The organism is Marilutibacter aestuarii (assembly GCF_006546775.1).
Taxonomy (GTDB): domain Bacteria; phylum Pseudomonadota; class Gammaproteobacteria; order Xanthomonadales; family Xanthomonadaceae; genus Marilutibacter; species Marilutibacter aestuarii.
In genome coordinates this window covers 1-1,033 of sequence record NZ_VICE01000153.1, presented here as the reverse complement: position 1 = coordinate 1,033, position 1,033 = coordinate 1, and the positions used below count along the sequence as shown (strand labels likewise).

1 protein-coding gene is annotated in these 1,033 nt (G+C 64.5%); it reads right to left on the bottom strand.

Features of this window, described 5'->3' with window-relative positions; genetic code table 11:
• Positions 1-722, bottom strand: a 722-nt coding sequence (locus FKV25_RS15700) for a porin family protein (protein ID WP_141519731.1), incomplete at its 3' end; no start/stop codon positions are given.
• Between the last annotated feature and the right edge of the window lie 311 nt (positions 723-1,033).

Genomic DNA, 1,033 nt, shown 5'->3' with positions numbered 1-1,033 from the left:
CAGCCGTCCGGACCGATGGTCTGGCCAGCCTGCGAACCCGGGCACTTGTCGTCGCAGTTGTTCACGCCATCGCCGTCGTCGTCCATGTCCGCGCAAGTGGCGACCGGAGCGACCGGCGCGACCGGGGCGGCCAGGGTGCCCAGCGGGATCACGACGCCGACCGAGGCCAGCACGTCGCCGAACCAGTCAGCGTCGGGATCGCCATTGACGCTCTGGTCGTCCATGTCGGCGCGGTAGGCCAGCTCGGCGCGCAGCTTGGCACGGGTGCCGATGTCGCCCTGGACACCCAGGCCGATCTTGCCGGCGATGTTGCCGTCTTCCCGCTCACCCGGGGAGTCGATGCTCGGGAACGCGTCGTACTCTTCCTCGGCGCGCTGGTAGCCCATGCCCATCAGGAAGTACGGCGCCCAGTTGCGGCCTTCCTGGATGAAGTGGCGACGCAGGTCGAAGGAGATGCCGTACTGGCTCCAGTTCAGGTTCTGGTTGGCGTCGACATTGGGGTTCTGGTAGTTGAGCTCGCCGTCCAGCGACCACTTCTCGCTGATGAACTTGCCCACGCCGGCCGTGACGAACGGAGCGTTGCGGGTGCCGCGCTCGTTGTCCTGGATGTTGAAGCCGGCACCGCCGGTCAGGTACCAGCGATCATCGAAATCCTGTGCGCCGGCGACCTGCGAGAAAGCCAGGCCCGCGAGCATTGCAGTGCTCAACAAGCGGATCTTCATCTATCACACTCCTTCATCGAAATCGGTCGTCATGGACCAGTCGGGTTCAGTATTTCTCACGGCACATTTCAACTCAGGGACACGTCCGGCTTGAGCTCCGAGCCTGCGCCGCGGTCACTGGCGACCGGGATCATACACTGTCAACGCAATTGTTAAAACCGGTTAACGCGAGATCCACATTCGCCGCCCGTGCCCCGGCCAGGCTCCTTGAACGAGGAAACCCGGCACGAGGCCGGGTTTCCAGGGAACCATGGGGCGGGCCGCGAAGCCCGCCTTGCATGGATCAGTTCTGCACGTTCAGCTCGGTGCGA